22 protein-coding genes are annotated in these 25,031 nt (G+C 40.3%); 13 read left to right on the forward strand and 9 right to left on the reverse strand.

The features are described 5' to 3' along the window. Positions 1–53: 53 nt before the first annotated feature. From AC012T_RS12110 to AC012T_RS12125, 4 genes are all read right to left on the reverse strand, one after another. Positions 54–590, reverse strand: coding sequence for a hypothetical protein (locus tag AC012T_RS12110; RefSeq protein WP_487066034.1), 537 nt, complete (start codon positions 588–590; stop codon positions 54–56). Beyond that, positions 587–868: a hypothetical protein gene (locus AC012T_RS12115; RefSeq protein WP_487066036.1), complete on the reverse strand. Its 282-nt coding sequence runs from the start codon at positions 866–868 to the stop codon at positions 587–589. Before AC012T_RS12115 ends, AC012T_RS12110 begins: the two co-directional genes overlap by 4 nt. After that, entirely contained in the window at positions 868–1,605 is a 738-nt protein-coding gene (locus AC012T_RS12120) for a TIGR04255 family protein (protein ID WP_487066038.1), read from the reverse strand. Before AC012T_RS12120 ends, AC012T_RS12115 begins: the two co-directional genes overlap by 1 nt. A 148-nt stretch (positions 1,606–1,753) precedes the next feature. After that, positions 1,754–3,136, reverse strand: a complete 1,383-nt coding sequence (locus tag AC012T_RS12125) for an ABC transporter substrate-binding protein (RefSeq protein ID WP_487066040.1) — start codon at positions 3,134–3,136, stop codon at positions 1,754–1,756. Between the two features lie 144 nt (positions 3,137–3,280). On the opposite strand from AC012T_RS12125, the gene AC012T_RS12130 reads away from it, so the two are divergent. The 10 genes from AC012T_RS12130 to AC012T_RS12175 all read left to right on the forward strand — a co-directional run bounded on the left by AC012T_RS12130 (position 3,281) and on the right by AC012T_RS12175 (position 16,873). Continuing rightward, positions 3,281–4,039 (forward strand): YebC/PmpR family DNA-binding transcriptional regulator, encoded by a 759-nt coding sequence (locus tag AC012T_RS12130; RefSeq protein WP_487066042.1) that lies wholly within the window; start codon positions 3,281–3,283, stop codon positions 4,037–4,039. A 305-nt stretch (positions 4,040–4,344) separates the two neighbouring features. Further along, complete coding sequence (locus tag AC012T_RS12135; protein WP_487066044.1) at positions 4,345–5,604, forward strand: FAD-dependent hydroxylase; 1,260 nt, start codon at positions 4,345–4,347, stop codon at positions 5,602–5,604. A gap of 135 nt (positions 5,605–5,739) precedes the next feature. Further along, on the forward strand, positions 5,740–7,188 hold the full coding sequence (locus AC012T_RS12140; RefSeq protein WP_487066046.1) for an NHLP bacteriocin system secretion protein: 1,449 nt from the start codon (positions 5,740–5,742) through the stop codon (positions 7,186–7,188). 238 nt (positions 7,189–7,426) lie between these two features. After that, on the forward strand, positions 7,427–7,636 hold the full coding sequence (locus AC012T_RS12145) for a hypothetical protein (RefSeq protein ID WP_487066048.1): 210 nt from the start codon (positions 7,427–7,429) through the stop codon (positions 7,634–7,636). 298 nt (positions 7,637–7,934) lie between these two features. Further along, on the forward strand, positions 7,935–8,096 hold the full coding sequence (locus AC012T_RS12150) for a hypothetical protein (RefSeq protein WP_487066050.1): 162 nt from the start codon (positions 7,935–7,937) through the stop codon (positions 8,094–8,096). A 379-nt stretch (positions 8,097–8,475) separates the two neighbouring features. Then, positions 8,476–10,599 (forward strand): NHLP family bacteriocin export ABC transporter peptidase/permease/ATPase subunit, encoded by a 2,124-nt coding sequence (locus AC012T_RS12155; protein WP_487066052.1) that lies wholly within the window; start codon positions 8,476–8,478, stop codon positions 10,597–10,599. A 71-nt stretch (positions 10,600–10,670) separates the two neighbouring features. After that, the gene (locus AC012T_RS12160; protein ID WP_487066054.1) at positions 10,671–12,812 is read left to right on the forward strand and encodes an NHLP bacteriocin export ABC transporter permease/ATPase subunit; all 2,142 of its coding nucleotides are present in this window, start codon (positions 10,671–10,673) and stop codon (positions 12,810–12,812) included. A 145-nt stretch (positions 12,813–12,957) separates the two neighbouring features. Then, positions 12,958–13,542 (forward strand): hypothetical protein, encoded by a 585-nt coding sequence (locus tag AC012T_RS12165; RefSeq protein ID WP_487066056.1) that lies wholly within the window; start codon positions 12,958–12,960, stop codon positions 13,540–13,542. Positions 13,543–13,814: 272 nt separating this feature from the next. Further along, positions 13,815–14,306, forward strand: coding sequence for a hypothetical protein (locus AC012T_RS12170; RefSeq protein ID WP_487066058.1), 492 nt, complete (start codon positions 13,815–13,817; stop codon positions 14,304–14,306). Between the two features lie 377 nt (positions 14,307–14,683). Then, positions 14,684–16,873, forward strand: coding sequence for a lytic transglycosylase domain-containing protein (locus tag AC012T_RS12175; RefSeq protein ID WP_487066060.1), 2,190 nt, complete (start codon positions 14,684–14,686; stop codon positions 16,871–16,873). 106 nt (positions 16,874–16,979) lie between these two features. Here AC012T_RS12175 and AC012T_RS12180 read toward each other — a convergent pair whose 3' ends face one another. Continuing rightward, positions 16,980–18,731, reverse strand: a complete 1,752-nt coding sequence (locus AC012T_RS12180; protein WP_487066062.1) for an ABC transporter ATP-binding protein — start codon at positions 18,729–18,731, stop codon at positions 16,980–16,982. Between the two features lie 29 nt (positions 18,732–18,760). Between AC012T_RS12180 and AC012T_RS12185 the strand changes: the two genes are divergently transcribed. Next, positions 18,761–18,901 carry a hypothetical protein gene (locus AC012T_RS12185; protein ID WP_487066064.1) on the forward strand — a complete coding sequence of 47 codons (141 nt, stop codon included), beginning with the start codon at positions 18,761–18,763 and terminating at the stop codon, positions 18,899–18,901. A gap of 171 nt (positions 18,902–19,072) precedes the next feature. On the opposite strand, the gene fraI is transcribed toward AC012T_RS12185, so the two are convergent. Then, positions 19,073–19,705, reverse strand: coding sequence for a septal nanopore formation protein FraI (fraI, locus tag AC012T_RS12190; RefSeq protein WP_487066066.1), 633 nt, complete (start codon positions 19,703–19,705; stop codon positions 19,073–19,075). Between the two features lie 468 nt (positions 19,706–20,173). On the opposite strand from fraI, the gene galE reads away from it, so the two are divergent. Then, positions 20,174–21,172 (forward strand): UDP-glucose 4-epimerase GalE, encoded by a 999-nt coding sequence (gene galE, locus AC012T_RS12195; protein ID WP_487066068.1) that lies wholly within the window; start codon positions 20,174–20,176, stop codon positions 21,170–21,172. Positions 21,173–21,225: 53 nt separating this feature from the next. On the opposite strand, the gene AC012T_RS12200 is transcribed toward galE, so the two are convergent. Further along, entirely contained in the window at positions 21,226–21,786 is a 561-nt protein-coding gene (locus tag AC012T_RS12200) for a hypothetical protein (protein WP_487066070.1), read from the reverse strand. 280 nt (positions 21,787–22,066) lie between these two features. Continuing rightward, positions 22,067–23,287 (reverse strand): urease accessory protein UreH domain-containing protein, encoded by a 1,221-nt coding sequence (locus tag AC012T_RS12205; protein ID WP_487066072.1) that lies wholly within the window; start codon positions 23,285–23,287, stop codon positions 22,067–22,069. A 142-nt stretch (positions 23,288–23,429) separates the two neighbouring features. Here AC012T_RS12205 and AC012T_RS12210 point away from each other — a divergent pair, with 142 nt between their 5' ends. Continuing rightward, positions 23,430–24,446: a M28 family peptidase gene (locus AC012T_RS12210; RefSeq protein ID WP_487066074.1), complete on the forward strand. Its 1,017-nt coding sequence runs from the start codon at positions 23,430–23,432 to the stop codon at positions 24,444–24,446. Here AC012T_RS12210 and AC012T_RS12215 read toward each other — a convergent pair. Next, a complete protein-coding gene (locus tag AC012T_RS12215; RefSeq protein ID WP_487066076.1) occupies positions 24,443–24,880 on the reverse strand; it encodes a hypothetical protein in 438 nt (145 codons plus the stop codon). The genes AC012T_RS12210 and AC012T_RS12215 overlap by 4 nt on opposite strands. Positions 24,881–25,031 lie beyond the last annotated feature (151 nt).

The raw sequence follows: 25,031 nt of genomic DNA on the forward strand, positions 1-25,031 counted from the left end.
TTGGGGCTAGTTATTCCCCTACACACCATATTGTTGTGGTCATTTTTCTGTTACTAAAAACGCGGAATTGAAGATGGTAAACCAACCCGCATAAATAATCTTGCGAAGGCTTGAGAAAAGTGTTCTAAATAAGGAGATTTTAACCGCCACCTAAATCCTAATTCTGTTGCGTTTTTTAAAACATAATCATAAGGCAAACTATATATTTGTCTAAAATCGACCACTAGTGCTTCTCTATTATTGTCTGGATTAGTAGGTGAAGCAAGTAAATATAAACCCTCTTTTCTACCTTTTAAAACTTCGTTCCATACACCTTTAGTTTTAAATGCTGGGTTAGCTTCCTCATATTCTGGAATTGAGTAAATTGGACATAATAATACTTGACTTATTTTTGAATTTTCTAAGTCACAGCTTTGAGTTAAAATAATTAAATCGTATTCCTCTATTTCTAGTTCTACTTCTTGAGTTGAGCTATTTTTTCCAAATTTTGTAGGGTCAAACACTGGTATTGGTACAAGACACCCAGGAAGGAAATCTCCTTGCCTGAGTGCAGCTTCATTTATTTGCACCCAGAAATTTTCTATGGTCATTCTTCGTCTAGAGGATATGGCAGAGGTTTTCCACGCCCTTTTAATTTAGCACGCATAATTACACGTTCTGAGCGTTTGGGTGGCACAGGATTATGATCTATTTCCATGCTTGTTGGCAAAGATTCTAAATATTGTTTAATAAACGTCAAATTGTGCAAAATTTCATCTATTTTGCGTCCCTCTGGACTTTGCAATTGTGAACTTGCTTTTGAATCTAAAACAAGTAGTTTTGGTGGACTAAGATTCTTATGAAGTTGTGGGGTTGTAATAGTAGCCATTAGTTAATCAACTCCCTTGTGCGTTCTGTAATACAAGCTTCAAAGGCTTGATTATTTTGTTTGTGCATTTGTTCCAGCATTTCCCACATTACTGTGTCATTGTTAGGAATATTTTGTTCTACAAATATGTCTAAATCTAAGAGTATAGAAACAAATTTTTCTGTAGGTGGGGGAACAATTGCTTGGTTAAGAACTAGCATTGCTGCTAAATTCTCTTGTGGAATTTGTAGCTGCATAAAGTAGCCACTTAGTCCTTGAGATAAGTCAGTAGAAACTTCAGGAAATGTCCTTAAATATTCTTGTAAATCACCAACAGGTAGAGGAATATCTAACCTGTTAATGTACCTGATGGCTAATCTAGTAATAGCTTGTGGATTGGTCAACGACTGATATGTACTCCATAGTCGCTTGGCTTCATCTCGGAATGTTTCCCAACAGTCATATGGGGCTAAACGACTTAAAGTAAATCCATCCAAGCGCATTTGTAAAATATGCTTTTGGTCACTACTTAAGGCTCTATAGCCCATGTGGGATTGACTTGCTGTCGCCCCCACACTAGCACCTACAATCATTTCCCCGTGTAAAATGAACATATCTTCACGCATTGGATACTCTGCTTGAATGCTTGAATATATTTGCAACAAAGCTTCAAGCTTAACTTTTGGTGGTAGTTGAGCTTGTATGTCAATTACTGCTTCGGTGATTGGAGCGTGTGGGTAGTGTTTTCTGGCTTGCATACTATATTATTGTAAACTGTCTTATTCATTAGGACAATACAGGTTACAGTTCTTTCTAAATCTTCCGGGATGCTTTTATAGAACATATATACTTAAGGGCAGACACAAGTCAGTTTGTGCTAGGTCATTAACCCAATTTCAGCAGTAATTACTTGAAAATTAAATCTAAGCGTTGCTGGGCTGCTTTCAAGGCTAATTCTGGGGAACTTTTACCTAATAATACCGATTCAATTGCGCGTCCTAAACTGTCAGAAATGCGAGTATAACCGGGAAAGATGGGACGTGAATGTCCGTGTTTTGCCTGTTCTAAAAATACCTTGATCTGTGGTTGTTGGTTCAGGAATTCTTGATATTTAGGACTTTGACGAGATTTAATATTGACAGGTAAATAACCAGTTCCCAAAGCTAGTTCTGTTTGGAAATCTGCACTTAAGGTATATTCAGCAAATTTAAAAGCGGCTTTTTCTCTTTCTGGGGTAGTTTTAAACAGGAATAGATTTTCACCACCAATGACGGTAGCCGGTTCTTGCTGCACAGGAATGGGAAAAACAGCAAAATCTATGCCACTTTGTTTCAATTCTCCCAAACTCCAAGGGCCTGTTACCTGCATTGCCACTTTGCCATTAACCAAGCTTTCGATTTCATAACCCCGTTCTGGGACTGATAGTAATGCAGTATTATCTGTAATTAAATCTTGCCAAAATTGCAAAGCTGCGATCGCTCCGCTCGCCGCAGGCATCGCTCCTTGATTATCTGCCAAAACCACATCTGCTGCACTCTGACCGTTACCCTGTACCAATTTACCACCACCACTCCACATAAAAGGCAACCAGGTAAAAACTGTAAATTCTCCCTTTCCACCAGGTAACAGCATTCCATGTTGATTGATCTGTCCATCTCCATTGGTATCACGAGTTAATTTTTTCGCAGCTTGTCGCAACTCTTCCCAAGTCTGCGGTAACTCAGTAATTCCTGCGGCTTTGAACAAACTGGGACGGTAATAAACACCGACATTATTGGTAGCAAAGGGAACTGACCAAATTTGCTCTTTGTATTGCATTGATGTATACAAGGCAGGATCAATTTCTTCTTTGACTGGAGAATTAGCTAATTTTTCATCTAATGGTATCAATGCGCCCAGTTCAACTAATTGTCCAGTAATTGTCGGATTAAACCACAATAAATCAGGTGGTGCATTCCCGACCACTGCGGCTAAAATCTTGGGCATTTGCTGATCTTGTTGCCCTACATACAAAGATTCTACGTGAATCTCTGAGTGAGCTTGATTAAATTTGTTGACTAACTTTTGCAATACATCCCGATTTTGTGGTGGATTTACACCATGCCACAAGGTAACATAACTGACTTTATTAGATGATTGGATAAAGTTACATCCACCTAAAGAAAATATGACCATAAACAGCATCAGCAAGAAACTACTAAAGTAATATAGTGATTTCTTGGATTTGCGTCGGAAGTGACGGAAAATGCAAAATTGATGCAGATAATTAGTAAATTTACGCAATTTCATCGTGAGAACTTGAGAACTTGCACAATCATCTTAGTCCAAGATGTGACCAGCAAATAACCGCAGTGGCTCAACCTGATATTTGCATCTAAGTCAAAGCTAGATATATTCTATGTTTGAAGAGAGTGTTAATATTTTTCTTTGTTTATGTCAGGACATAGTAAATGGGCAACTATTAAGCGCCAGAAAGCAGTAGTAGATGCTAAAAGGGGAAATATCTTTACTCAGCTATCGCGGGCGATTATTGTGGCTGCTAGGAATGGTGTACCAGATCCGGCAGGCAACTTTCAACTGCGGACAGCGATTGATAAAGCTAAGGCGGCGGGGATTCCCAATGATAATATCGAAAGAGCGATCGCTAAAGGTGCAGGTACTCTTGGCGGTGATAACTCCAGTTTAGAAGATATTCGCTATGAAGGTTACGGACCCGGTGGTGTAGCGATTTTAATTGAAGCTTTAACAGATAATCGCAATCGTACAGCAGCAGATTTGCGGGTAGCTTTTAGTAAAAACGGTGGAAATCTGGGAGAAATAGGTTGTGTTAGTTGGATGTTTTCCCAAAAAGGGGTTTGTGTAGTTGCAGGAATTGAGGATGAAGAACAGCTTTTAGAAGCTTCTTTTGAAGGTGATGCTGAATCTTATGAGATGATTGCAGATGAAACGGCTGAGGTGTTGACCGAGATAGGAAACTTAGAGAAACTGAGTCAAACACTCAAAGAAAAAGGCTTTAAAGTTACAGATGTAGAGTTGCGTTGGATTCCGGGAAATCAGGTAGAAGTCACAGATACCGATCAGGCTAAATCTCTTCTGAAATTAATTGATATTCTAGAAGGGTTAGATGATGTGCAGAATGTCACAGCTAACTTTGAAATGGCTGATAATCTTATGGCTTTGAGTATGGCTTAATACAGCAGGAGTTCGGAGTTCGGAGTTCGGAGTTCGGAGTTCGGAGTTCGGAGTTCGGAGTTCGGAGTTCGGAGTTCGGAGGCAGGAGTTCGGAGGCAGGAGTTCGGAGTTCGGAGTTCGGAGTTCGGAGGCAGGAGGCAGGAGGCAGGAGGCAGGAGGCAGGAGGCAGGAGGCAGGAGTCAGGAGTAAAAGCCTTTTGATGTTTGATAGCACATTTTGGATTTAGCGATAGTTTGCTACTGAACTTGCTCTCTGAGGGGACTTGCGTAAAAATAATAGGTAAAATGCTGTCATCTATCTTAACAATGCCACTTACCCAGCTTACTCAAACCCTTGCGTCTCCCCACACTCCCGCAGATAATCGTGGATATGATTATGATTTGGTAATTGTCGGTGGTGGGATTGTTGGCTTAACCACCGCTGCTGCTTTAAAAGACTCTGGCTTAAGTATACTGCTAATTGAGGCTAAGGTGACATCAGCCGCAGTCGCTAAAGGTCAGGCTTATGCTGTACATATGCTTTCGGCACGAATTTTCCAAGGAATTGGCATTTGGGAGAAAATTCTGCCTAATATCGCTAGATACAGCCAGGTGCGTTTGTCTGACGCTGACTATCCTGATGTGGTGAAGTTCCAAACTTCTGATTTAGGGACACCAGAATTAGGTTATGTGGCTGAACATTATGCGCTGTTAGAACCGTTACAGGAATTTGTGCAAGGTTGTGCAAATGTAACTTATTTGTGTCCAGCCGAAGTGGTAAATACGCAAAATGAGCAAGATATAGTTACTATTAACCTTAAAGTTGATGGTGAGAATCGAACAATTCGTACTCAGTTGCTAGTGGCAGCAGATGGTTCTCGTTCACCAATTCGTCAAGCAGCGGGAATTAAAACTAAGGGTTGGAAATATTGGCAATCATGTATTGTGGCTTTTGTCAAGCCTGAAAAATGCCATAACTATACAGCTTACGAGAAATTTTGGTCTAGTGGCCCTTTTGCAATTTTACCGTTACCGGGGAACCGTTGTCGGATTGTTTGGACTGCACCGCATGAAGAAGCAAAGGCTTTGTGTGCTTTAAATGATGAGGAATTTTTAGCTGAATTGACCAAGCGGTATGGTAATCAGATGGGTAAATTGGAATTATTGGGCGATCGCTTTATTTTTCAGGTACAGTTGATGCAGAGCGATCGCTATGTTCTCCCCCGTTTGGCTTTAGTTGGTGACGCAGCACATAACTGTCACCCCGTCGGTGGACAAGGTTTAAACTTAGGTATTCGTGACGCAGCAGCTTTAGCCGAAGTCATTCAAACAGCACACCAAGCAGGTGAAGATATTGGTAATATCCAGGTTCTCAAAAAATATGAACACTGGAGAAAAAACGAAAATCTCACAATTTTAGGTTTCACTGATTTATTAGATCGAGTATTTTCTAATAACTTCTTACCAGTGGTAATTATCCGACGTTTGGGTTTATGGTTAATGCAGCGAATTCCAATGCTAAAAATATTTGCGCTCAAATTAATGATTGGATTAAAAGGGAAAACTCCAGAATTAGCAAAGCGGTAAATATTACTAATTGACACTCCTCGGTATAAAAACACGGGGATTCTTAGTTCAATTAGACCACTTAAACTAGACTCCTTATTTCCTAAGCATTCTAACCGGCTCCGCTCCTGACTCCTGAATTCTTACGCAATAATTTTGGCTATTAACAAAGAACACCTATTCCGAAAAAAATCCTTAGAACGCCTATCTTCCCCAGAACAGCTAGATCGGGTTGTGCAGGTCGTCAAACCACAAGATTGGCTACCATTGGGTATGTTAGGGATTCTAGTGAGTGTGGGTTTGCTCTGGAGTGTATTTGGCAGGCTACCCATGACGGTAACAGGCCAGGGTGTGCTGATTAATCCCCGACGAATTCTGCAATTTCAATCACCAATTTCTGGGCAGTTACAAGCTCTGAATATTCGAGATGGACAATGTGTCAAAAAAGATGAAGTATTGGCAACAGTTGACCCATCCCAAGAGCGAAAACAACTCCAACAACGACGGGGAAAATTAACTCAGTTGCGACAACAAAATTTAGAAACTCGTTTGGTAAGAATGCAAAGGACTAGTTTGGAAAAAGAAGCGATCGCATCTCAACGAATTAGCTTACAGCAACAATTACAAAATTCTCAAGCTCTAACTCCTATGTTGCAAAAACAAGGGTTGATATCAATTAAACAACAGCGTAATAGCTTACAACAACAATTGCGTGATGCTCAACAATTATCTCCAATTTTTGCCACGAGACTACAAAATCGACAACAGCTAATCCAAGTTGGCGCTATTTCTCAAGACACTTTGCTGCAAGCAGAACAAGATTATCGTCAAGCCTTGCAATCTGTCACCAACATTCAATCACAATTACAACAATTACAACTGCAAGAAGTAGAAACTCAGCAAAAGTATCTCAATAATCTCAATGAAATTACTAAATTTCAAGCCGAATTAGAGGAATTAGCAACTCGCGATAAACGAATAGAACAAGATAATTTAGAAAATACTCAAACCAGAGAAAAAGAACTCCAAGATGTGCAACGAGAAATTGCTCAACTAGAACAAAGGGTTACTGATAATAGTCAAATAAAAAGTTCACACGCAGGTTGTATTGTGGAAATTACTGCTACTACTGGGCAGGTTGTTGAACCAGGAACCCGCTTAGGAACGATGCAAATGGCAGGTCAAAAAAATGAAGGTTTAGAATCTGGTGTGATTTATTTTGCAGTTGAAGATGGTAAACAAATTCAACCAGGAATGAAAATTTTAGTCACGCCAGATACTATCAAACGGGAAAGATTTGGCAGTATTGTTGGTGAAGTTATTGCTGTTTCTCCATTACCAATTACACGAGAAGGAGCAACTTCTGTAGTTGGTAATTCAGAAGTAGTTAATAAGTTAATTGGATCTGAAGGTGGCAAAATTGAAGTCATGGCCAAGTTGAATCTTAACCCCAATACCGTTAGTGGTTATCAATGGTCATCCTCAAATGGTCCGAATACTAAATTAACATTGGGGACAACGGTTACAGCTAAAGTCACGGTAGAAGAAACAGCACCAATCACCTTTTTACTACCAATTTTAAAAGAGTGGAGTGGAATTAATTGAAGCCTTTAATTCTCTTGAGTGGTAAAACTTGTAAAAGCTCTAAATACGGTTCTTCAGCACCTGATATGCAAAATCTAGGCAAAAAATCCCAGAAACCTTAATTTGTATAAGAAATGATGCAGAAAATTTAACATTTTACTAATAAAATTTTCAGTTTTTCCGAAAACAGCATTCTCGTATTTGAAGGAAAAGACAGGAATGAGAGATGTTCATTCTGTAACAATTAAGGAACCAAAAAATGAAACTACAAAAAACCAAAAAGTTAAGCAAATTAGAGCAAGCATCTACATTGTTAAATCAAATCGACGATTTACATCAAGTTAACGGTGGTAGTGTCGTCATTACTTGTACACGCGATACGACGGTAGCAGGACAAACTACTACTACTTGCACGTCATCTGACGGATTGTGGAAATCAAGTCTAACTATCTACAAAAATCAAGTCTAACTGTCTACAAACAGTATAATTGCATACTTACACGGCTCGGAAGTTTAACCGTGAAAACAATAAATCTGGAGTAATTTTTAGGCAGGCATTAACTGACTATATACACCAGTGTATCTGCAACATCTAGTCGTTGTCATACCTTATCAAGGGATGGCATCGACTCTGGAAAAATTGCTCACAGCTTTTGAAAGTTAATAACAATAAGAGTTTCAGTCTTTTCCGAAAACAGCCTTTTCTTATTTGAAGAAAAACACAGGAATGAGAAATGTTCATTCTGCAACAATTAAGGAACCAAAAAATGAAACTACAAAAAACCCAAAAATCAAGCAAATTAGAGCAAGCGTCTACATTGTTGAATCAAATCGACGACAGCAATCTTCAACAAGTTGCTGGTGGCTTCCGTACTCAATACACTAATCCTGATCCTAACGATAACAGTGGTTTTACTCGCGCAGTTTAAATAGTTTTATCAATTATCCGTTGTTGAATCAATGTTGTATAAAACTTTAACACATGAGCAATACAGTCTTTTAGAGAACTCCACAAAAAAGATGATCCAATCTTGTGGGATGGGCATCTTGCCCTTAAGAAATTTTGGGATATTTTTTTTAATTGGAGAACTCTGATCAAGATTTATTGCCTGAATAAGTACTTAGCCGCAGAGCGTTCCAAAAGGTCAAAAACCCTTTTCTATGTCCTGTGGCATTTTCTCTAGGGATACGTATGAATTCTGAGTGATAATTTTCTCTGCCTGAAACCGCAATATTTTTGATACGATGAATTGAACTTAACTGTTATACCGCCCAAAAGTGCGTATCAGAACTCCTACTGTTTTACAAATGGAAGCGGTCGAATGCGGTGCGGCTTCCTTAGCTATTATACTTGCTTACTACGATCGCATTGTTCCTTTAGCCGAACTGCGGATTGAGTGCGGAGTTTCCCGTGATGGAAGCAAAGCCTCGAATATCATTCTTGCTGCCCAACGCTACGGAATGGAAGCCGGAGGTTTCAAAGCTGAATTAGAACAACTGCGAGAATTATCTCCCCCTTACATCGTTTTTTGGAACTTCAACCACTTTCTAGTTGTAGAAGGATTGAGTAAAAATTGGGTGTTCCTCAATGACCCCGCTACAGGCCCCCGCAGAGTTGATTGGGAGGAATTTGATCAGGGGTTTACTGGGGTGGTGCTGGTGATGGAACCGGGTGCAGACTTCCTCAAAGGAGGACGCAAACCTAGCATTATCCTCTCATTGAGCGATCGCTTGCAAAATTCACTTGGAGCCATTTTATATTGTATTTTGGCAGGATTTTTACTCGTACTACCCGGTTTAGTAATTCCCGTTTTCAGTCAGATATTTGTAGATCAGGTGCTGGTGGAAAATCGCACTGAATGGCTACGTCCTCTGATTTTAGGAATGTTCCTCACCACCTTATTGCAAGGACTGCTGACCCTGCTGCGACTGCGCTATTTACGAAAACTGAGGATTAAACTAGCTGTAGGAATGTCCACGCGCTTCATGTGGCATATCCTGAGATTACCTGTGAGATTTTATGCCCAAAGATATGGCGGAGAAGTCAGCAATCGTGCCAGTTTAAATAATAAAGTGGCTCAGATCCTTTCTGGGCAATTGGCAACCACAGTCATTGATGCAGTAATGATATTATTCTACGCTGTGGTGATGTTTACCTATGACGGAGTACTGACCTTAATTGGTATCTGTTTTGCAGCTATCAACGGGTTGGCTTTGCAATGGGTAGGTAGATATCGGGCAGATGCAAATATGCGCTTAGTGCAAGATTGGGGGAAAGCCGATGGAGTCAGTATTGCGGCGCTTCAGAGTATGGAAACATTGAAAGCATCAGCATTGGAATCGGATTTCTTTACCCGATGGTCTGGATATTATGCCAAAGCCGTTAGCGCCCAGCAAGAGTTAGAAGTTTCAAATCAGATATTAGGGGTTTTGCCAATATTACTCACCTCTTTAACCTCAATGTTTATCTTAGTGCTTGGGGGTTGGCGAGTCATGGATGGAAACCTCAGCATCGGGATGTTGGTGGCTTTTCAAAGCTTAATGCTAAGTTTTCAGCAACCTGTTAATACCCTGGTAAATCTCGGTACTACCCTCCAGGAATTAGAAGGAGATTTAAATCGTTTAGATGATGTGTTAGGTAATTCCCTAGATCCAGAAGTGGAGACAAAGAAAGAAATCCAAAATCCAAAATCCAAAATCCAAAATTTAAAGGGTTATATAGAGTTACGGAATATCACCTTTGGCTATTCTTATGTTGATCCACCATTGATTGAGAATTTTAGTCTATCTTTGCAACCAGGGCAAAAAGTAGCTTTGGTAGGTGCGAGTGGTTCGGGAAAATCTACCCTCGCTAAACTCATCTGTGGACTTTATCAACCGTGGGAGGGGGAGATTCTCTTAGATGGAACTCCCAGAAGTCAAATTCCACGAGAAGTTTTGGCAAGTTCCCTATCATTAGTGGAGCAGGATATCTTTCTGTTTGGGGGTACAATACGGGATAATTTGACTTTATGGAATGCTAAAGTTCCAGATGAGCAATTAATCAAAGCCTGTAAGGATGCGGCTATTCATGAAACTGTGATAGCAATTCCAGGGGGATACGACGGGGAATTGCGGGAAGGGGGTATAAATTTAAGTGGAGGACAGCGCCAACGGTTAGAAATTGCCCGCGCTTTGGTGAAAAATCCGGCAATTTTGGTGATGGATGAGGCGACTTCGGCTTTGGATACCCAGACAGAACAAATTATTGTGGAAAATCTGCATCAGCGCAACTGTAGTTGTATTTTGGTGGCACACCGCTTGAGTACCATTCGAGATTGTGATGAAATTATTGTTTTGGAAGCGGGTCAGGTGGTGCAGCGCGGAACTCATGAAGAATTATGGCAACAAGGGGGAGTTTATCAGCGTTTAATTCGTTCAGAAGAAAGTTAGCGGCATTTGCTATAATCTGCTAACTTTCTCCAATCTAGTAAAATTGAGAACATGGTAAAACTCCATGTCCCATGACAGAAAAAGCCCTACAAGAACTAGCTTCAATCCTTAATCCCACTGTTAACCTTCCCCAAGGAGAAACTCCCCTACTTATTGCTGCGGGTGCAGTGGGGAAAGCATTGGGTATCCACATTCTTCCTGCCGCGAAATCCGAAAATCTTAACGGAGTCCATGAAACCCTAGAGGGAATTGCCCGCGCTTCTGGTTTCCGCACTCGTCGAGTCACTCTCACCCCCAACTGGTGGAAAACAGATTGTGGTACTCTTCTGGCTTTTACTGAAGAAGAAAATATTCCTGTTGCTCTCCTACCCGTTAAAGCTACCAAGTATGAAATACTAGACCCGGTAGAATTGACACGCACCCTTGTCAATCGCCACATTGCTGCCAACCTAGCCCCCATTGCCTACACCTTTTATCGTCCTTTACCAGACAAAGAAATTACAGTCCTGGATATTCTGCAATTTTCTCTGAGAGGTAGTACCTCAGACTTGCTAAAAATCTTCTGGGTGGGAGTAATTGCCACTTTGTTGGGAATGTTTACGCCACAGATCACAGGTATTCTTATTGACTATGCAATACCTGACGCGAACCACAAGTTATTAATTCAGATGGGTTTAGGGTTGTTAGCGAGTAGTTTTGGGGTGATGATATTCCAATTAGCTCAAAGTTTTGTCATCCTCAGATTGCAAACCAAAGTTAGTTTTGATACTCAAGCTGCTGTTTGGGATCGACTGCTGAAGCTGAAACCCGCCTTTTTTAGCCAATATTCCACAGGAGATTTACACAATCGGGTCTCAGCAGTTACTGAAATTCGCAATCGACTTAGTGGGAGTATTTTGCGATCGCTATTTACCAGTTTATTCTCCCTGCTAAATCTGGGACTGTTGTTAATTTATAGTTTCCCTCTAGCCTTAGTAGCGATCGCAGTAGCGTTAGTAGCAGTGATTATTACTACTGTATCGGGTATGATTACCCGCAAAAAAATTCGTCCCCTCCAACAGCTTTCGGGAGAAATCTTTGGACTGACGGTGCAGTTAATTGGTGGAGTCTCAAAATTGCGAGTTGCGGCTGCTGAATCAGAGGCATTTGCCTATTGGGCAAAAAAATACACTCAGCAGGTAAAACTGATGTTAAGTACCCAGTTAATGGAAGATATACTCACCGCTTTTAATTTTATGCTGCCAGTAATCAGTTCAATGCTGCTGTTTGGCTTGAGTGTATCTTTAATAGGACAGTCTGCGAGAGAAACAGGATTATCTACTGGCACATTTCTGGCGTTTAATACCGCTTTTGGTACATTTATCACCAGCGCCACGGGATTAAGCAACACCTTGATTGATATCTTGGATATCACAATTTTGTGGGAACGCGCCCAACCTATTTTGCAAACAAAGCCAGAAGTTGACGCTCACAAATTCCATCCTGGAAGGCTTTCCGGTCAACTAAAATTAAACCAAGTTTGCTTTCGCTACCGCTCGGATAGTGCTTTAGTTTTAGATAATATCACCCTGGAAGCCCAAGCTGGTGAGTTTATTGCCATTGTCGGAGCATCGGGAAGTGGCAAATCCACTATTGTGAGATTGCTGTTGGGATTTGAAACTCCAGTAGAGGGAATAATATCCTATGACGGTAGAGATTTATCAGGATTGGATATTGTCGCGGTGCGGCGACAGTTAGGAGTAGTGCTGCAAAATGGCCGAATTATGAGTGGTTCAATTTGGGAGAATATTGCTGGGGGCGCAATTGTCACCCAAGATCAAGCCTGGACAGCGTTGCAGATGGCTGGATTAGCCGATGATATTCAAGCTATGCCGATGGGGATACATACTATTATTTCCGAAGGGGGCAACAATCTTTCCGGGGGACAGCGACAGAGGTTGTTTATTGCCCGTGCTTTGGTACATAAGCCGCAGATTTTGTTGTTTGACGAAGCGACATCTGCATTGGATAATCGTACCCAAGCGATCGTTACTCACACTTTAGAACAATTGGGAGTAACTCGTGTGGTGATTGCCCATCGCTTGAGTACCATTCGTCATGCAGATAGGATTTATGTATTGCAATCTGGGAAAATAGTACAGCAGGGGAATTTTGAGGATTTAGCGGCGGTGGAGGGCTTATTTGCTGATTTGATGACACGACAGATGACTTGACCCGCTTAAATGGTGTAGCGGGAGATTCTAAAAATCACCATAGTACGTTTAGTAAAAATTTCATCTATCTAAATGTATAATTTTGGTATAAAATTAAGCTATAAGAAATAGTATTGGCATTCCATACAATAAATCATTAAGTCTTATGAAAGCCCGATTCTTACATTACTCTCTTGCAGTATTTGTTTTATTCAGTGGATACACAATCACACAAACTGTATCAGCTAATCAGCCGTTAATAATAGCTCAGTCCATATGGAAAATATTTTCTTCTCCAGAAGGTAACTTTAGTATTTTAATGCCTGGTAAACCCACAGAAACTAAACAAAAAATCAAGACTAAAAATGGCATCGTGGAAGTAAATGTATTTACTGTAGAGCGTCCACAGGATGATGTTAAATATACAGTTGCTTATATTGACTATCCAGATGATTATATCGAACTACTGAAGCGGAATAATCTTGTAGAAGAAGCTATAAATACTGGTAAAAAAACAGCCTTACAGAATTCAAAAAGTACCTTAATCAGTGAAGAAAAAATTAGTTTAGGTAAATATTCAGGCAGAGAAGTTAACTATACTAAACCTGGTGATTTGATTGTTAAACAAAGAATATTTTTAGTTGACAAGAGACTATATCAAGTCAGTGTAGAAACTAGTAAAAATAAGCAAAAATATTTAGTTAAGAGTATTGGTGGTTTTTGTGATTCGTTTAATTTATTATCAAAGTAAAAAATATCTTAGTTTCTGGATTATTATTGCGTATAATTACAATTTAAAATTATTTTTCTGGATTTTTTGATGTTGTATATAGGCTTGACATCTTTGGAATTTGGAATAAATTATATTTGATAACACAAGATATTTTTGGCATAGTTATAGATAACTTTGCTGGATATCAAGCGTATTATTTTGAGAACTTACAAATTATTGCTGTTAATCTATAGCTTAACAACCTAAAAAACCTACTAATTACCCAAACTAAAATAAATTGTCATCTCTCTATGGACAAACTTATTCCTCCTTCGCAAATTTGGATAGATTTATCAGTCAAAAAAATGTTAGGTTGCATCAGCAAAGAACGTGTAAAAATAGGAGGTAGGCTTATACACATACATGATGATTTACTTTGTTTCCATGATTTATATCATCTTGAAGTTTCCTGTTTACCAAGAATTAAAATGGGAAAACATCAGGTAAGTGGAATTCATGGTATTAATTCGCCAATGTTCCATGATACAGAAATCATAGCAGAGTATGATGCTCTTTTAGATGAGGCTCGTGTTGCATTTCACGAATGGTTAACTCGCACATCATTTTTCAATACTCTGAAACTGATTGGTTGGTCAATTTGGTTAATGAATCGGGGGATAAACCCTATAGAAGTGTTAATTAGTCATCTGCGAGTTTTGAACCGGGATATTATTTTTTATCCTACCAGCAGCCAAAGCAATAAATCTATATTCAATATAGATATTCCCAATACCAACTGTTAAATTAAGAACGAGTTAATTCCTGATTTGAAAATTCTCCTGATTTCTGACTCCTGACCAAAAAATTTTAGATTTTGGATTTTAGATTTTGGATTGGGAATTTTCGGTACAAGCCCCGCCCCTTCAGGGCAGAATTAATCCAAAATAGCCAATCTAAAATCCTCAAGCTACACACTTTAGGCTGGAGTCAATCCAAAATCCAAAATACTCGCTGCGCTGCGTACGCTTCGCTAACGTAAATCCAAAATTGATTGACGTTTTTTCTCAAAAAAGCTCAAATTTGTAACTCAAAAGTGATAACATTTCGCGCTAGTAGTGTTAAAGTTGCAGAAAATTGATTAGAAACTTTCTCTTTGAGACGCTACGAACAGCGGGTATCCATGCTGAAGAAACTACAAAACAAGCAAATTTATCTGATTGCTGGTGCAGGATTATGTGCCTTTTTAGTCGGGGGTATGGTATCAGCCCCGCAAGCTGGAAAAACCCTGAGTCAATGGTTGAAATTAAGTCAGAGTCAGCCTGAGAAACTATTTGAGGGTAATCAAGCTAAGTCACCTGTATTTAGCTTGGTGTCTCAATTATTACCAGAGCGGGCAGCTAAACTAGAGGAAATTGCTCAAACAGGAAGTTCACCAGATAGGGAACGGGCCCGTTATCTTTTGGCCAGTGATTACATTGAAACTGACCAAGGGAAAAAAGCTCTGAGTTTACTGACAGGACTGGAAAAAGAATATCCTGCTTTAGCACCATATATTTTGCTCAAACAAGCCCAGGCAGAGGATATGCTGGGGGAGAAAGGTAAGGCTTCGGATCTGCGGCGAAAAGTATTGAAAGATTATCCCCAGGAAGCGGCAGCAGTAAAAGCCATATATTTAATTGGGCTACCAAAACTCAATGATACAGCGATCGCACAATTTCCTTCCCATCCCCTCACCTGGGAAATTATCCGCAAACGCTTACAAGATAATCCCAATCAGCCTAAATTAAGATTAATCTTGGCTAAATATGCCTCTGATAAACCGGGAATTGTCGGTATTTTAGATCCGCTGCTTAAACAGTCTCAACTTACACCCGCTGAGTGGGAACTAATTGGTTCAGCCTACTGGGATAATAATCAATTTACCAAGGCAGCTACCGCTTATACTAAAGCACCCAAAACAGCCCGTAACCTCTATCGCATCGCCAGAGGTGTACAGTTAAATAAAGAACGAGACAAAGCAGTTGCTCTCTATAAACAACAGGTACAACAATTTCCTACAGCGACAGAAACAGGAACCGCTCTGCTCAGACTAGCAGAAATAGCCCCAGGGAAAGCTGCAATACCCTATCTTGATCAAATCATTAATAAATTTCCTGAACAAGCACCAACAGCACTGGTACAAAAAGCTAAATTACAGGAAACTCTGAAAGATAACCAGTCAGCAAACGCAACTTGGAAATTACTATTAGGTAAGTACAGCACTTCTAACGAAGCAGCAGAATATCGCTGGAAAATCGCTTTAAGTAAAGCTAAAGCCCAAGATTACACAGGCGCATGGCAATGGGCGCAACCAATTACCACCGAAAATCCTACCAGTATTTTGGCTCCTAGGGCCGGTTTTTGGGTAGGCAAATGGGCAACTATACTAGGGAAACAGCAAGAAGCTCGCGCTGCATATGAGTATGTACTCAGTCAATTTCCTCAATCTTATTACGCATGGCGTTCTGCAAGCATTTTGGGTTTGGATGTAGGTGATTTTAATAACCTACGGCTGCTGAAACCACAAATTGTCACCCCTCAGCGTCCTGTACCCACAGCGGGTTCGGAAACCTTCAAAGAATTGTATTTACTCGGTCAAGATCGTGATGCTTGGTTGCAGTGGGAAACAGAATTTTTGAATAAATCTGAACCTAGTGTAGCTGAACAATTTACTGAAGGGTTAATGCGGTTGGCAGAGGGAGAAAATCTGATTGGTATTGCCAAAATTTCTAAATTAGAGGATTGGAAAACACCAGCCCAAAAAGCCGAATATGAGGCTTTAAGCCAGCAGAAAATATACTGGCAAGCTCGTTATCCTTTTCCCTATCTCCAGGAAATTGAAAAATGGTCAAATACACGGCAACTTAATCCTCTGCTAGTTACGGCTTTAATGCGGCAAGAGTCGATGTTTCAGCCGAAAATTAAGTCTGTAGTGGGTGCGACTGGTTTAATGCAGGTAATGCCCAGTACAGCGGCATGGATAGCACCGCAAATCAATGTGGATATGAAAACGATTGATTTGGAAAACCCGAATGATAACGTGATGCTGGGTACGTGGTATTTAGATCATACCCATCAGCAATATGGTAATAACTCCATGTTAGCGATCGCTAGTTACAATGCTGGCCCAGGTAATGTGGCTAAATGGCTGCGAACTATACCCAAACAAGATCCAGATGAGTTTGTCGAAGAAATTCCTTTTGACGAAACCAAAAATTACGTCCGCCAAGTTTTTGGTAATTACTGGAATTATCTACGACTGTATAACCCCTCGATTTCTGCTTTAGTTTCTAAATATTCAGCCACACATCCGAAATTACCAACACAGTAAGGGAGCAGGAGGCAGGAGGCAGGAGGCAGGAGGCAGGGAGAGAAAATTCTTACTCAATACTCAATACTCAATACTCGGTACTCAATACTCGGTACTCACCAACTCCCTAATGCAATAACTCCTCAACTTGATGCTGACTCCACAATTTTTGGTATAGACCTGGTTGTTCTACAAGTTCCATGTGATTACCTACTTGGACAATTTTGCCCTTGTCCATGACCAAAATTCGGTCAGATGTGGCAGCGGCTGAAAGTTGATGGGTAATGAAAATTACTGTTTTTTGTTGAGTACCACTAGATAGATTTTTGAGAATTTGTGTAGCTGTTTGATTATCAACGCTGGAGAGGGCATCATCTAATATCAAGACTGGGGCATCAATCAACATGGCTCTAGCTAGGGCTGTACGTTGCCGCTGACCACCTGAAAGAGTGATTCCTCTCTCGCCGACGATTGTTTCATATTGCTGGGGAAAATTGTTAATTTCTGCCTCGATTTGGGCAAGATTTGCTACTGCTTCCACATCTTGATGTTCACTGAGGGGGTCGCCGTAGCGGATATTATTTTGAATGGTGGTGCTAAACAAAAAACTATCTTGAGGTACATAAGCGATCGCACCCCGTAAATCATTTAAAGTTATTTTAGTAATATCCAAACCATCCAAAAACAATTGCCCCGCTTCAATATCTAACAACCGAGGCAAAGCATTAGCCAACGTTGATTTTCCAGAACCAATTGCACCGACAATGGCCACAATTTCCCCAGGAGCAATAGTAAAGTTGACATGATCTAAAGCTGGAATATTAGCACCTGGGTAGGTATAAGTGAGATTTTTGGCTGTCACTTCCCCTTTGACTTTACTTGCTGAAAGATTTACAGCATCTGGTGGATCTTGAATTTTTGGTTTCACACTCAGAATCGACTCCAGACGGTCAATACTCACCTCACCTCGTTGGTAGGTAGTAATTGTGAATCCTAGTAAAGCGGTGGGGAAAACTAGACGTTCTACATAAATTAATAGCGCCAAAAAATCTCCCACAGCTAGAGTTCCAGCAGATATCCGCATAGTTCCCAACCAAATGATGATGAGGGAACTGATATTAGCCAAACCACCAATGAGAGGAAAGAGAGTATTTCTAGTTTTTGCCAATGTGAGGTTAGCAGTCAATAGAGCCTGATTTTTCCTTTGGAAAGCGCGACGCTCGTTTTCTTCTTGAGCGTAGATTTTAATCAAAGAAATGCCGCTAATATCTTCTTGGATTAGCTCACTAATTTCTGAAAGCTGTTCCTGTACAGCCGCTTGTTGTTTGCGTAAGCGATCGCTAAACAGATGCACCAAGAAGAACATAAACGGATAAACTGCCAGAGAAGCTAACGTCAGATCCACACTAATTGACAGCATCACTGGCAGCGTTAGAGCATAAGCAAAGAAAGTATTTGCCAAACTCAATACCGCAAAACCCAACAACCGTCTGATATTGTCCACATCACTCGTAGCTCGATTAATTAAATCACCAGGAGTATTAATGGCAAAATAAGCCGGTTCGAGTTTGAGTAAATGTTCAAAAATTCGCTGTTTCAGTTCAAATTCTACCTGACGACCCACACCAAAAATCCAGATGCGGGAAGCCATACGCATCAGCCACATTGCTGAACTGAGCAAGATGATTATTACTGCATAACGTAGTATTTGATCCAAACTAAAGGTTGTCGAAAGTTGGTCAACCCCAGAGCGAATCAGCAAAGGGATATAAACACCCAGCCCATTAACAGACAATAAAGCAATAATGCCTAATGTCGTGTCCTGCCAATGGGGACGTAGGTAAGCAGCGAGTTTAGCAAGCCGTCGAGATTGTGACATTCAAGCAATTTTGCAACTTTATAAAGAATATGCCAAAAACCCTTGAGGGAAAGCAACGTAGTTCCGTATCTCGGACTTTACTCGTTGAACGAAGAATCTCCGTAGCTTTAGCCCGGAGAATGTCAAAGGAATCTTCACCACTAACTTCAGTTGCTAGTTATCTAGTTTAGGCTGGTAATTGGTAATTGGTAAAATTCTTACCTGTTTCCTGTTCATCGTTTTCCGTTCAGAGTCACTATTGACAAGCCCCGGTTACTTTGTTAATGAGGATTTTTGGATTAAAGGAAATCTTGAGATAGTTCCAGCCAAAATCCAAAATCCAAAATTTTTCTTCCTCCTGCTTAAGAACGACCACGCAAGAAAATGTATACCTGATTCAGATAACTTTCCCAAACTTGGGTTGTGAGTTGCAAGGTTTCCGCCTGAGGTACAAAATCTTCTACAAGTAATCCGCGTCTTTCAATAGCTGCGGGATTTTGTAGTAGATAGGCAGGGATTTTCATATTTCCCACCGATATAATGCCATTTCCCATCACATCGGAGATGTTATTAGCAACATTAGCTGCTGGCCCCATAGCTACTAATGTGCTAGGAGGAGCCATTGCCGCAATTGGAGACCTCAATAAAAAGTAAGCAATAGCTGGTGTACTAGATAACAGCAAAATTGTCAGCGCCCAACCCACCAAGAGTCCTCCCGGCTTGTCTATTCCACCTCCTTTGATTTTTTGAGCAGCGAAAATCAACATTAATACCGAAGCTCCCAGAGGCTTGAGTGGAAAAGATATAAAGCGCCACAAGGAAGCTACAGGCCCTGATTCATTGGGATTTAAAAATGCCACAATTAAAACTACCACTACAACCAATAAAACAAATCGTCCAAAATAGTCTACTGTTGGGTAAAATTTTTGAAACAAAGAAAAGACAACAGCGGCAATGAGCATCCATAGCAAGACCCGGCTTAGTAATTGAAACATAGATTAACTCTCTAATTTTCTGGTGCGGCAGGTCTAGAGGAGGTGAGAAGTAGATTGATTTTATCGTCAAACTGTAATTGCTAAGTGACTTAAAAATAACTTAACCCTCACACACACAAACTGCCGTCGTAGTGATTTTAGTGCAATTTTTTGACACTGAGTGTATTATTTAGAATTTTTCGTAAGAGTAAGGTAGCACCATTCAGGAGTACCGAGTACTGAGTATCGAGTACTGAGTAACCCCATAACTAAAGTTATGGGATTGAAACAAGGAAGCATTATTTCTCGTGCAATAATCTCAAAATAAATATTTTTCCTTCTTCTATGAATGGATTCAGGGGCTTTAGACCTATTTGTGCTGAGTTCTAAATAGGGTTCCCACTCATTACTCGGTACTCGGTACTCAGCACTATTTCGGTAAACTAAATTGATTGGGTAGTCGTTGTCAACTCGTTGAAAGGAAAAATTATGTCGCCGGGAAAACCTACCATTTTGGTGACGGGGGGAGCAGGTTATATTGGTTCTCATGCAGTGCTGGCTCTGGTGCAAGCTGGCTATCAGGTAGTCATCCTTGATAATCTGGTGTATGGGCATCGGGATTTAGTAGAAAAGGTTTTGCAGGTAGAACTGATTGAAGGTGATATAGAAGATCGCCCCCTGTTAGATAATCTCTTTAAAACTCATAATATTGAAGCAGTTATGCACTTTTCTGCCTATACTTATGTGGGCGAATCAGTGACCAATCCTGCTAAATACTACCGAAATAACGTTTTAGGTACTTTGACACTCTTAGAGGCGATGCTGGCTGCCTCTATTAAAAAATTTGTCTTTTCCTCCACTTGTGCTACCTATGGAGTACCAAAATTTATCCCTCTCACCGAAGAGCATTCTCAAAATCCTATCAATCCCTATGGCGCTACTAAGCTGATGGTAGAAAGGATTCTCTCGGATTTTGATGTGGCTTACGGTTTAAAATCAGTGTGTTTCCGCTACTTTAATGCAGCTGGTGCTGATCCCAATGGATTATTGGGTGAGGATCATAATCCAGAAACTCATCTAATTCCTTTGGTGTTGCAGACTGCTTTAGGTAAGCGGGAATCAATTTCAATTTTCGGTACTGATTACGATACCGCAGACGGTACTTGCATTCGTGATTATATCCATGTTACTGATTTAGCTGATGCTCATATTTTAGGTTTGGAATATCTACTCCAAGGTGGAGATAGTGAGGTTTTCAATTTGGGTAATGGTAATGGCTTCTCAGTTAGAGAGGTGATTGTTGCTGCTGAGGGTGTTATAGGAAAGGTTATACCTGTGCAAAAATGCGATCGCCGTCCCGGTGATTCTCCTGTTCTCATTGGCACAAGCGAGAAAGCTAAAAACATCTTAGGCTGGCAACCTCAGTATCCTGATATTAAAGATATTGTCGCTCATGCCTGGAACTGGCATCAAAAAAGGCATCAGTGAGTACCGAGTATTGAGTACTGAGTACTGAGTATTGAGTACCGAGTATTGAGGAATTACTCTCTTTTTAGTGCTTTAACTAAGAAAATTACAATACCTAAAGATAGCAGGGTAATTGCCAGGATAATTATAGGCTGTATGAATCCTATAGCCGTACTTTGCTGTTGATTAGTCTCAGCTACATTTTGTACAGATTGTGGTGCTGCTACAGCCTTACCTGCGGCCACAGTAACTTGAAACTTTAACTCAAAAGGTCGAAAATTCGCTTCTGTGACTGGTTTACCTTGCAGTTGCAATTCATAAATCCCTGGTTTGGGAAAAGTAATTTCTGCGCCGGGTATGCCTTGATACCGTTCAGCTTGCACAGGTTTCAAAACAGGTTCAAGCAGTGCAGGTTCTCCTGGTGTATGCGGTTCGGCATAAATAGCCAACTGGCAATTACACTCTTTCAGCGGTAGCACTTTACCACCTTTGCGGGTGAGAGCAAACCATGTTTGAGCCGGTTCACCAGCACGGGGGTTATCATTGGGTTCAATGTGGATAGTACCACCAACATCACCTGCTATTTTTACCGTATGGGCAGAAGCACTGGGCAGAAATAATAATTCGTAATTCATAATCCGTGATTGGTAAAAACCATTACCTAGTCCTCAATTCCTCACAGGTGTAGGTTTTTTAGATTGTCGTGAGGGCAAGACTTAGGAGACAAGACTGACAAGGTGACAAGGGAGGAAAACTGGACAAACTCTGTATGATTAGCAACAAGAATAGACCGTCAACAGACCATTATCCGTATAAAATCTTCCTTGTCTACAATACCTGCTTGTCTTCCTAGTCCTGCCTTCACAGTTCATATTAAACACCTACCCTTGTGAGATCCCCAGTCCCCAGTCACCTTTATTTTTTTGGGGGGACATATAATTTTTCTATACTGGACTTTGACCAAAAATAATGCGATCGCACTAACAACACACAAAGAGTAATAATTCCTAGTAGCAAAGCTGCTAATTTATTCTCCCAAGTCAATCTTAAAGCACCCAGGTAATGAGAACCAATCAATACTGCATGAATGGCACTTAATAACAAAGCGGGAACGCTCAAAAGATGAATTTGTCGCCAATGCTTACCTAAATACTTTTGCAGAAAATCAAAACTTGTACAAGCCGCAGGCATCATTAATACCAACGCCACCGCACCTGCACCCATTCCCCATTGAAATTCTGGCGGCAAAAACCAGAAAGCTGCAAAATTCCATTCTAGGGAGTGTTCTATCATGTGGATAGTATGTACTCCCGACAACACAAAAGCCCCCACTCCTAAAGCACGACGATAGCGCATAGGTGATGCCCAAAGGTTGCTGATGGGACGAGCAATTAACGCCAGAATTAAGCATATCAGGGCAGCGTGTCCACTGTAGTCTACCATTGTGTCACCAGTCCGCAATAAGGTAATTGCACCGATGATTAATGTCACACAACCACCCAAACGAAATAACTGACTACGGCGATCTTTACTCATTAAAGAAGTCGAAACACCTACTCCCAACATCGTCGGTAGGGTTCCTAAGCCAAAAGCTAACATGGTAATTGCACCATGCCATAAATTACCTGTTGCCGCAGCTTTAATTTGAGCAGCGTATAAAAAACCGCAAGGCATTAAACCCCATGTCATCCCTAATAAGGCTGGTGTCCACCATTTTGTGTGTAAAGATAGCTTCACCATACCTGCACTCAAACGGTTATGTAAACTACCTTTTAATAGGGGGTGTAATAAGGGAATACTCGGTAATAGATCTGGTTTGACTTGTCCTAAACCGAACCAAATCAACATTAAACCTGTAACAATTGCTATCCAGCGGCGGAAATCGCTACCAATACCTGCTAATTGTCCACCTTCGACTAATACAGAACCTAATGCGCCAATACCCGCACCTACTAGAGCATAACTCAACATTCGTCCTAAGTTGAGCAAGGTATGAAATTTTAATTGCTGTTGCCAACCCTGAGTTTCTTGTTGATGGGAAAGGGAAAATGCAACTGCTAAGGGGCCACACATTCCAAAGCAATGTCCAAAACTCCCCAGGAATCCCAGGATTGTGATCAACAGCAAATCTAACATAAATAAAGTCCTGAGTCCTGAGTTCTGAAAAATCAGAAATTTTCTAGAGTGGGAATATAGAGTGAATTTGTCATTTTGTCAAAAGACACGCTGTCAAACTAAGTGTTGCGCTATCTTAGTCTGGAAGACATGAATAATCATCATGAAAAAATGGCTTTGGCTGCTTTTGGTGATATCGGGTGCAATAGTTGTGATGGGTATTAGCAGTTTTTTCCAGCAACCTGAGACTTTACCTATCGTTGACAATACACCCATAGAAAAGCCCCAAGTACAGCCAGAACAACAAAATAATACTTCTATGCAATTGGTGTCGGCTGATCAACTTTGGACACATATTCAGAAGTTAAATTTTCAGCGTTTTAGTTCAAAAGAGCGATCGCACTCCCGCACTTATATTACAACCCAATTGCGAAAATTTGGCTGGAAACCCCAAATAGAAAAATTTCCCACTGGTGTAAATATTTTTGCCCAAAAACAAGGAACTGACAAAGCCGCTGGTGCAATTCTCATCGCTGCTCATTATGATACAGTTGAATTTTCTCCTGGTGCAGATGATAACTCCACTGGTGTAGCTGTAGTATTAGAAGTTGCTAGGCTTTTTGCAGATTATGCCGCACCTAGAACATTGCAGTTAGCTTTTTTTGACAAAGAAGAAACAGGACTTTTAGGTAGTCAAGCTTTTGTGAGCAAAGCAGCACGGTTAAAAAATATCCAAGGTGTAATTGTTATGGATATGGTAGGTTATGCTTGTTACACTCCTGGGTGTCAGCAATACCCGACTGGATTACCTGTAACTCCACCTAGTGATAAAGGTGATTTTCTAGCAGTAGTTGGTGATATGGAACATTTACCTTTATTAAATGCTTTTAACAGCACTAATCAAAATCTACCCGCAGTGCTGACATTACCCATACCCTTTAAAGGCTTATTAACACCAGATACCCTTCGCAGTGATCATGCACCATTTTGGTATCAAGGTATAGGTGCTGTTTTAGTGACAGATACTGCTAATTTGCGTAGTCCTAATTACCACCAACCAAGTGATTTACCAAAAAACATTGATCGCGCTTTTTTCACAGGTTCGGCACAAATTATAGTCAATGCAACTAATAAGTTGTTGGAAAAATCCGGTGTTTTAACAACTCAACCAGCAACTTAATTAACCTTGATTTTAGGAAATATCAAAGTCCAATTTTTGGGATTATTAAGCTCAGAATACAAACCTTGAAAAATCATTTTGACAGCAGTACGAGTTCTAATATAGTGCTTAATTAAATGAGTTCCTGGTTCTGCAAAAACATCATCATAATTTTGGCTATGCCCAAAAGGTTTAGAACAATATTGACGATTACCTGGAACATTGAGTAAAAATCTGCTGTCTTTGTACTCATCAGGAACCTTAAATATTGCGTATATATGATGTTTACCCAGCCAAGGTTTAACAACAACCTGAGTTGCTTGAACTTGAAAATTTGTTTTTTTAAACTTCAGCATATCGACAAGGCTACAAGGAGAATCATTTATAGGCCACCAAATAATAACAATTAAGCAAGAAAGCAGAAAAATAGAACCATATATAAAGGGACTACGCATAAATTTAAATGAGTTTTGGAAATAGAAATTGTGTGGAGATAAATCAGAATAATGGCATAATATATCAATCCTAAATGATGTATGAATGATTTGTTTTCCCTAGTCCCTATTCCTTGCCCCCATCAATCAGTTCTCAACTCAAATAGGATCG

Source organism: Anabaena sp. EIM26 (genome assembly GCF_057568715.1).